The sequence below is a fragment of the Streptomyces mangrovisoli genome (genome assembly GCF_000974985.2).
In the GTDB taxonomy this organism is placed as follows: Bacteria; Actinomycetota; Actinomycetes; order Streptomycetales; family Streptomycetaceae; genus Streptomyces; species Streptomyces mangrovisoli.
Genome location: NZ_LAVA02000131.1, coordinates 1 through 8,505 on the forward strand (window position 1 = coordinate 1; position 8,505 = coordinate 8,505).

The window sequence follows — 8,505 nt, forward strand, 5'->3', positions numbered from 1 at the left end:
GCTGGGGGACGCGCTGGTACCGGGGTTCGGCGGGGCTCGGGGTGACGGGGCTCCGGGCGGCGGGTCTCCGGGCGGTGGGTCTCCGGGCGGCGGGGCGGGCGGGCTCGCGCAGGGGGCCGACGGTCGGCCGGTCGGGGTGTCCGGTGCGGGGGGTACGGGTGCGGGCGGTGCTTTCGCGGGAGGTGTGACGGCGGGCGGGGCGTCGGCGGGCGTCGGGGCGGAGCGGCCGGAGCCGTCGCGGGGCATGTCGGACCCGTTCGGCGTGATGACGATCGACGGCTATCTGCGGCAGACGGCGCACCGCACGGCCGTGGTCCTCGCCCAGGCCGACGAGATCCTCCAGCACACCGAGGCCGGACGGCAGCTCGCCGGGGTCCTCGTCGACTGGGCGCAGCAGAGCGACAACCGCAACATGTGCCTCCTGGTCTTCCGCCGGGCCGGGCTGGACGAGGTGATCGACTTCGTGGCCTCCCGGGGCGTTCCCCAGCTGGACTACTTCCTCAAGGGACAGCGGGAGGCGCAGAACGGCCGCGGCACGATCGGCATCGGGCACCCCGAGGCGGCCGAACTGGAGCGGCTCGTGCACGTGCTGCGGCTGCGCGAGGGCCTGCGCATCGCGGACTGGCGCGAACTCGACCCGGTCCTCGGGGCCATGGCGATGGGCGCGCGCAGCGCCCGCAGCTGGCGGGCCCGGCTGCGCGAACTCCACGACGAGCACGGCCTGCTGGGCCGGGAGGAGGTGCGCGCCCGGCGCTGGGTGGAGTCCGCGGTGCCCGACGGGACCTCGCCCGAGGACCGGCTGAACGCGATGCCGGGACTCGGCCCGGTCCAGGAGCATGTGGCCCGGCTGCGGGCGCGGCTGGTCGCCCAGCGCAACCTGCGCGCCGAGGGGCGCGGCGTGGACGCCGAACCGGCCTCCCCGCACCTGGTGTTCACCGGCAACCCGGGCACCGGGAAGACGACGGTGGCGCGGCTGATCGGGGAGATGTACCGGGACCTCGGCATGCTGACCCGCGGCCATGTGGTGGAGCCCGCGCTCAGCGACCTGGTCGCCGACCACGTCGGCGGCACGGCCCGGATGACGAACGCGGTGGTCGACCGGGCGCTGGACGGGGTGCTGTTCGTCGACGAGGCGTACGGACTGAGCGACCAGAGCGAGGGTTTCGGCGACGAGGCGATCCAGACCCTGCTCAAGCGGATGGAGGACGACCGGGACCGGCTGGTGCTGATCGTGGCGGGCTACCCGGACAAGATGACCGAGTTCCTCGCGGCGAACCCCGGTCTCGCCAGCCGTTTCGAGGACGACAACGTCGTCCGGTTCCCCGACTACGAACCGGACGTGCTGCACGCGATCCTGCTGCGCCGGCTGGCCGAGCTGGGGCTGCGCTGGGACGACGCCGTCGCCGGTCAACTGCGGGAGGTCGTCGTCGGGTTGCACGCCAGCCGGGACGAGACGTTCGGCAACGCGCGGGCGATGCGCACGCTGGCGACGGCCGTGTACACCGAGTGGGCGGCGCGCATCGACGGCGAGGTGAACCGGCCGGTCGAGACCTGCGACCTCCCGGAGCGCTACCGCGACCACCTCGACCGCCCGGCACCCGACTCCGCCGAACTGCTCGCCGAACTGGACGACATGGTCGGCCTCGCCCCGGTACGTGAGGTCCTCGAATCCCTCGCGGACCGGCTGCGGATACGGCAGTTGCGCAACCACGGGTCGTTCCCGGCGCCGCATCTGCTGTTCGTCGGGCCGCCGGGGACCGGCAAGACCACGGTCGCCCGGATCACCGGCCGGATGCTGCACAGCCTCGGGCTGCTGCGCCGCGGCCATGTCGTGGAGACCACGCGCGCCGACCTGGTGGGCGAGTACCTCGGGCAGACCGCGCCCAAGGTGCGCGAGGCGGTGCGCTCGGCGCTGGACGGGGTCCTCTTCATCGACGAGGCGTACAGCCTGGCGTCCGGCTCCGAGCACGGGGACTACGGCACCGAGGCGATCGACACGCTGACCCGGGAGATGGAGCACTGGCGCGGCCGGCTGGTGGTGGTGGCGGCCGGATATCCGCAGGAGATGCGGGAGTTCCTGCGGGTGAACACCGGCCTGGCCTCACGGTTCACCTTCACCGTGCCGTTCCCGCACTACGCCACGGCGGACCTGGTCGAGATCCTGCGGCGGAGCGCCGCGGCCGACGGCTGCCGGATCACGCGGGGAGCGGCGGAGCGGGCGGCCCTCTGGCTGGACGCCGAACGGGCCGGGCATCCTTCGGAGTTCGGCAACGCGCGCACGGCGCGCAAGCTCCTGGAGCTGATGGAGGGCCGGCTGGCCCGCCGCGTCTCCCGCACGCTGAAGGGCGCGCCCGCGGACCGGGAGGTGCTGACGACCTACCTGCCCGAGGACGTTCCGGACGCGCCGGGGCGGGGCCGTTGAACGGGCGGGAGGCGCCCACCGCCGATGAAGGCCGCCGGGAGGCGCGGGCCGCCGGTGGAAGGCCTCAGTCCCCCGTGCGGTGCAGGATCCGGCGGCCGTCGGTCTCCGCCGCGTCGCGCTCCGCGAGGACGCTGCGCAGGGTGTTGTCCGCCTGGAGCAGCCGCCGGGCGATCGCGTCGGCGGTGTCGGCCAGGTCCTTCAGGGTGGGCTCGCCGCTGCGGCCCGGGGCGCCGGACTCCCCCGGCGCGGCGTACTCGACGGGCGCGTCCGGTGCGCCGACGGAGTCGGGCGCGTCGGGCTTGCGCCAGGTGCCGAACTCGCCGGGTGCCCAGCCCCGGCCTCCCGCGGGGAACTCCCCCGCGGCACCCCCCGGCCCGGCGAGGGCCAGCGCGATGTCACGGGTGGCCTCGGCGTACCGGCGCAGACCGGCGAGCTGCGCGCCGCGCTCCCGCCGAATCTCCTCCAGTTTGTCCACGGCCGCGGCGAGTTCGGCTCGGCCCCGGATCAGCTCCGCCTCTTCGTAGGCGAGCCGACGCTGGGCGTCGGCGGCGCGGACGAGCGCCTCGCGGGTGGGCTCCATCAGCGCGCTCAGCCGGTTCTCGGAGAGCCGCACCAGGTTGTCGGAGCCGCGGCGCAGTGTCTCCTCGACGCCCGTGTCCTGTCCGCGCAGCGCGCGCAGGCACGCGTCGATGTCCTCCTGCTGGCCCCGGAGTTCGTCCAGGGCCTCCACGAGCCGGGCCAGCCGCCGCAGTTCGGTGACCTTCGCGTGCAGCTCCCGGTGTTCGGCCAGCCGCTCGGTCACCCGCTGCTCCAGGTCGCGGAGTCCGTCCGCCTCGGCGCGGGCCGCGGCCACCCGCTCGGCCGCGGCGGTCAGTTCCCCGGTGCGTCGGGCGACATGCTCGGCGACGGTCGCGCCGGGCCGCGCGGCCGCCAGCAGCGCGGGCAGCGCCGCGGCGAGTTCCGGGGTCCGCGTCAGCGCGTCGTCGAACGCGAAGACCGTCTCCAGGGCATCCGCTCCGGCCGCGCCGCCCTCGACCCGCCGCACGGCCGCCGCCGCCCAGCCGATGGCCAGGCCGAGGACGCGCAGGGCGGTCTCCGCGCCCCCGTCGTCCGCGGCCAGGGCCGAGGCGATCTCCCGTCTGGCGTCCTCCGTCACCGGCAATCCCCCCGTACCGCACAGCGGCGCAAGCTCCGACGAGTCCAGCCTATCCGGGCAAACGTCCACGCAACTCGCTTATGCACAACTACACTTCACCGCAGGACAGGGCCTGGCTCAGGGGGGAGCGGGATGAGCGAGCTGGTGCGGTTCACCGGGCCGGACGGGGAGTCGCTCGTCGTCGAGGTGGAGGAGGACTCTCCGGGTCTCGAACGCATCTCCCGCGACGCCTCCGGCATCGCCGACGCGGGCAACCGGTTGACCGCCGCGCTGGCGAGCACCGGGCCCGCCCTGCGCTCGGTCCTGGGCACCCTGCGCGCCTTCGCGCCGGACGAGCACGAGATCGAGTTCGGGATCAAGTTCAACGCCGAGGCGGGCGTCGTCGTCGCCCGGACGGCCACCGAGGCGCACTTCGTGGTCAAGATGCGCTGGCGCCGCCCCGCGCCCGGCGCCGCCACGGGCCCGGACCCGGCGACGGGTTCCCCCACCGGCCCGGACCCGGCCTCCGGCTCCGCCACCGGCACCAGGACCGGCACCGGCTCCGGTTCCGACTCCGGTTCGCAGGACTGAGGCGGGATGTCCGCCATCGTCGGGCGCCCGCCCTGGCTGGTGAGCGTGCGCCGCGCGGTGGACGCCGCCCCCGAGGGCGCGGGCCTGCTCTGCACCCCGCGCCACATCCTGACCTGCGCGCATGTCGTCGCGGGCAAGAACGTGACGGCCCCGCCCGACGGCCCGGTCCACGTCGTGTTCCAGTTCGTGGACCACGAGGAGCCGCTGCCGGCCCGGGTCGTCGCGGGCGGCTGGCACCCGGCCGTCGGCACCCAGGGCGACGTGGCGGTCCTGGAACTCGACGGCCCGCTCCCGCCGGGCGCGCGGCCGGCCCCGCTGCGCTCGACGCACCACGGCGTCTCCGATCACCGGATGCACGTCTACGGCTACCCCAAGGGCCATGAACACGACGGCATCCCGGTGGTCGGCGACATCGTCGGTCACGCGGAGCGGGAGTGGATCCAGGTGCAGGCCGGCCAGGTCGGCTGGGCCATGGAGGGCGGCTTCTCCGGATCGCCGGTCTTCGACCAGCAGGCCGGCGGTGTCGTCGGCATGCTGGTCGGCCGCGACACGGTCACCGAGAAGAAGGACCGGCGCACCGCGTACGCCATCCATGTCGAGGCGCTGGCCGGGTACTGGCCGCAGCTGGCCCCGCACATCGAGGACACGCCGACCGCGGAGGTGCGCTCCCAGCTGGAGGACCTGCTCGCCGTCCCGTTGAGCGAGGACGGGACGATCCCGAGGGTCGAGGAGCTCGATCCGCTGGACATCGGCGTCACGCCGTCGAAGTTCAGCGGGCGCCCCGAGGGCGCGCCGTACATCGCCCGCCCCGGCCCGGACCAGGAGCTGGAGGCGGCGCTCGAAGGCTCCGACTTCGTGCTGCTGGTCGGGCTGTCCAAGGCGGGCAAGTCGCGCACCCTGTACGAACTGCTGCGCCGCACCATGCCCCGTGCCCGCCTGGTCGTGCCCAAGCTGGACCATGCCGCCCCGGGGGACCTCAGCCGGCTGCTGCCGCTGCCGACGGCGTCCGACCCGGCCGTGATCTGGCTGGACGACCTGCACCACTACCTGCGGCCCGGCGGTCTCGACCTCAAGGTGCTGAGCCGGCTCCGGCGCGCCGAGCGGAAGGTCGTCCTCGTCGCCACCCTCACGCTGAAGCGCCGGGACGGCCTGCTCGCCATGGAGGGCGACATGGGCCGCACCGCGCGCAGTGTGCTGAACCGCGCGAAGAGCGTCGAACTGCCGCACCTGCTCGGCCCCGAGGAGCGGCGGACGGCCCAACAGCACTATCCGGACGAGGACTTCAGCGAAAGGGGCATCGGCGAGCAGCTGGTCGCCGCGCCCGTCCTGGAGAACCGGCTGGGGGGCGCCTTCGAGAGCTGTCCGCCCGGCTGGGCCGTGACGAAGGCGGCGGCGGACTGGCACCGGATGGGGCTGGAGGGGCCCGTGCCCGAGGCCGTGCTCCAGCGGCTGTTCCTCGCCTACATGGCGCGCAGTCACCCGGGCGCCGACGCCGGCGAGACGGAGTTCCGGGCCGGACTGCGCTGGGCCCGCGAGGCCGTGGCCGGGCGCATCGCGCTGCTGGAGCGGGTGGGGCAGTCCGGCGCGGAGCACGCCTACCGGGCGTTCCCCTACATCCCCGAGTACCTGGACGTGCGGGCGGGCGTCGACCCGATGGCCGCCGTACCGGAGTTCGCCTGGGCCGAGGCACCCGGTCTCACGACCCCGCCGGGCCTGCTGTCGGTGGCGTACGCGGCACTGCTGCACGAGCAGGCCGAGGTCGCCGAGCGGCTCCTCGCAGGCGTCCGGGCGGCCGCGCGTGCCGCCGCCGGGCGCGCCCTCGACGGCCCTCCCGCCACACCGGACGACGTCACACCGGACGGCACCGCACCGGACGACGTCACGCCGGGCACCGCGTCCGGCGTCGGATCCGACTCCGCCCCCGGCACCGCCGCCGTCCCGGCCGAGGGCCCGCCGCCCGATCCCGAAAGCGCGGCCTGGGCATGCCTGATGCTCGGTCAGCTCCAGTTGTACCGGGGGGACTTCGTGGGCGCCGTGGCGCGGTTCGAGGAGGCGCTGGAGTCCGGCGGCGCCGCCGTCGTTCCGTACGCGCAAGTGGACCTGGCGGGCGTCCTGATGGCGACGGACCGGGACCGCGCCCGCGCGCTGCTGGAGGAGGCCGCCCACTCCGGTGACCTCCTGGCGGTCCAGCTGGCGCAGGTGGAGCTGGCCGGCCTGCTGATCAGCGAGGGCGACCACGAGCAGGCGCAGCTGATGCTCCAAACCGTGCTCGACAGCGGTGACTCCGAGGTCGCCCCGATCGCCACGACGTACATGGCGCGAGCGGTGTCCGACGAGGGCGACACCGCGGCCCTCCAGCGTCCGGGCAAGGGCCAGACCCGCGACTCCAGCCTGGGCCGGATGCCGACCGACCAGCCGTGGAGCCTGTCCCGGTCGGTCGGCCAGGCCGTGTCCGGGCAGATGGTGGGCGCGCTCGCCAAGGCACTGTACGGCGGTCTCTACGTCAGCCAGGGCCGCCTCGACGACGCCGAGGCGATGCTGCGTTCCGTGGTCGACAGCAACCAGTTCCACGCTGTCGCCCTCGCGCGGGCGGGACTCGGCGAGGTCCTCATCCTCAAGGAGCGATTCGCCGAAGCCCGCGAGGAGTTGGAGGCGGTGCTGGCCTCCGGGCATCCGCTGGTGGCGCCCGTCGCCCAGGTGAGCCTCGGCATCCTGCTGCTCCAGCAGGGCGAGGCCGACGCGGGCACCGGTCTGCTGCGCGCGGTGGCGGAGTCGGATCATCCGGAGCAGTCGGCGCGCGCGGCGTACGTACTGGGCGAGTGGTATCTGACGGACGAGCGGTTCGACCCGGACGCGGCGGCGGCGTGGTTCGGGCGGACCCTCGCCGGCGGCCATCCGGACTGGTCGGGCAGCGCGCAGATCGGCCTCGCCGCGCTGGCGTTCACCCGGGACGACGCGGCGGAGGCGCAACGGCTGCTGGAGGGTGTCGTCGCCTCGGGGCACCGGGAGAACGGTCCGCGGGCCGCCGAGTCGCTGGGCGTGATGCTGGCGGGGCTGGGGCTCGCCGAGGAGGCCGAGAGCGCCTACCGCACCGCGATCGCGTCCGGGCACCCCCAGTGGTCGCTGATCGCGCGCATCGACCTGGCGCAGCTGCTGTCCGCCACGGACGCCCCGCGGGCCCGGGAGCTGCTGGAGGGGGTCGTCGACTCGGCGCATCCGGAGCACATGCCGCAGGCCGCCGACCTGTTGGGCGATCTGCTCACCCGGCTCGGGCAGCCGCGGGACGCCGAGACGGCCTACCGTCGGGCCGTGGACTCCGGGCATGTCCGCTGGTCGTTGGTCGCGTCGGTCGACCTCGCGGTGATGCTGGCCGACCACGACCGGTTCGACGACGCCGAGGTGCTGCTGCACCAAGTGGTGCGCTCCGACAACGAGATGGTGGTGGCTCTGGCGCAGGCGCTGCTCGGGCTCGTGCTCATCCACACCCGGCGCGGCGCGGACGGTGTGGCGCTGCTGCGTACGGCGGCGGCCACCGACTTCCCCGACGTACGGCAGATGGCGCGGTTCTATCTCGCGAAGGAACTGCACGACGAGGGGCTGGAGGAGGAGGCAGGGCGGCTGCTGGAGTCGGTGATCGAGGACGAGCCGTCCGACGTGACCGCGGTGGCGCGCGCCTATCTCGGCGTGATGAAACTGCGCGCGGGCGACGAGGACGCGGCGGACGCGCTCCTCACCAGCGCCGAGGACTCCGGCGACCAGGAGGCGATGGCGGTGGCCTATCTCGGCACCGGCAAGCACCTGTTGGAGATGGGCGAGATCGACACCGCGCGGGAACTCTTCGACCTGGCGCTGGAGACGAACTTCGCGGACACGGCTCCCGAGGCGCGGGCGTATCTCGGGGTGGAGCGCTGCGCCTCGAACGAACTGGCGGAAGCGGAGACCCTGCTCGCGCAGGCGCTGGCCGACGGCGTCCCCGCGCTGGAGCCGATGATCCGCCGCTATCTGGGGAGCGCGCTGGCGAGGCAGGGCAAGTACGCCGAGGCCCGGGGGGTCCTGGAACCGCTGGCCGACTCGGACGACGTCGAACACCGCCCGGAGGCCCTGCACATGCTGGCCTGGGCGACCTGGAACCAGGGGCTGACGGAGGACTCGTTCCGCCGCTTCGAGCAGGCGATCGAGGCCGGGGACCAGGAGCAGCAGCGGCAGGCCCGGCGGGACTACGTCCCGCTCCTGCGCTCCCAGGGCCGCATGGACCGGGCGCAGGAGATCACCGCGCAACTGGAGGAGGAGCGGGACCAGTCGGAGGCCACCGACCCGAGCCTCGCCCCGCCGCCCGTCGAGTCGCCCACCCCCCGGC

4 protein-coding genes are annotated in these 8,505 nt (G+C 74.6%); 3 read left to right on the forward strand and 1 reads right to left on the reverse strand.

The annotated features are described in order from the left end of the window. The first annotated feature begins 244 nt into the window (after positions 1-244). Positions 245-2,422 (forward strand): AAA family ATPase, encoded by a 2,178-nt coding sequence (locus WN71_RS37435; RefSeq protein ID WP_071369932.1) that lies wholly within the window; start codon positions 245-247, stop codon positions 2,420-2,422. 64 nt (positions 2,423-2,486) lie between these two features. Here the strand turns inward: WN71_RS37435 and WN71_RS37440 are convergent, their stop codons facing one another. Beyond that, positions 2,487-3,578, reverse strand: a complete 1,092-nt coding sequence (locus WN71_RS37440; RefSeq protein WP_046592797.1) for a coiled-coil domain-containing protein — start codon at positions 3,576-3,578, stop codon at positions 2,487-2,489. A gap of 132 nt (positions 3,579-3,710) precedes the next feature. Between WN71_RS37440 and WN71_RS37445 the strand changes: the two genes are divergently transcribed. Next, a complete protein-coding gene (locus WN71_RS37445) occupies positions 3,711-4,148 on the forward strand; it encodes a CU044_2847 family protein (RefSeq protein ID WP_063777753.1) in 438 nt (145 codons plus the stop codon). Positions 4,149-4,154: 6 nt separating this feature from the next. After that, the coding region (locus tag WN71_RS37450) for a serine protease (RefSeq protein WP_071369933.1) at positions 4,155-8,505 on the forward strand (4,351 nt) is incomplete at its 3' end.

Excerpts from the sequence above, each read along its gene's own strand:
- WN71_RS37435 (WP_071369932.1), top strand. The coding sequence starts at position 245 with ATGTCGGACCCGTTCGGCGTGATGACGATCGACGGCTATCTGCGGCAG.
- WN71_RS37445 (WP_063777753.1), top strand. The coding sequence starts at position 3,711 with ATGAGCGAGCTGGTGCGGTTCACCGGGCCGGACGGGGAGTCGCTCGTC.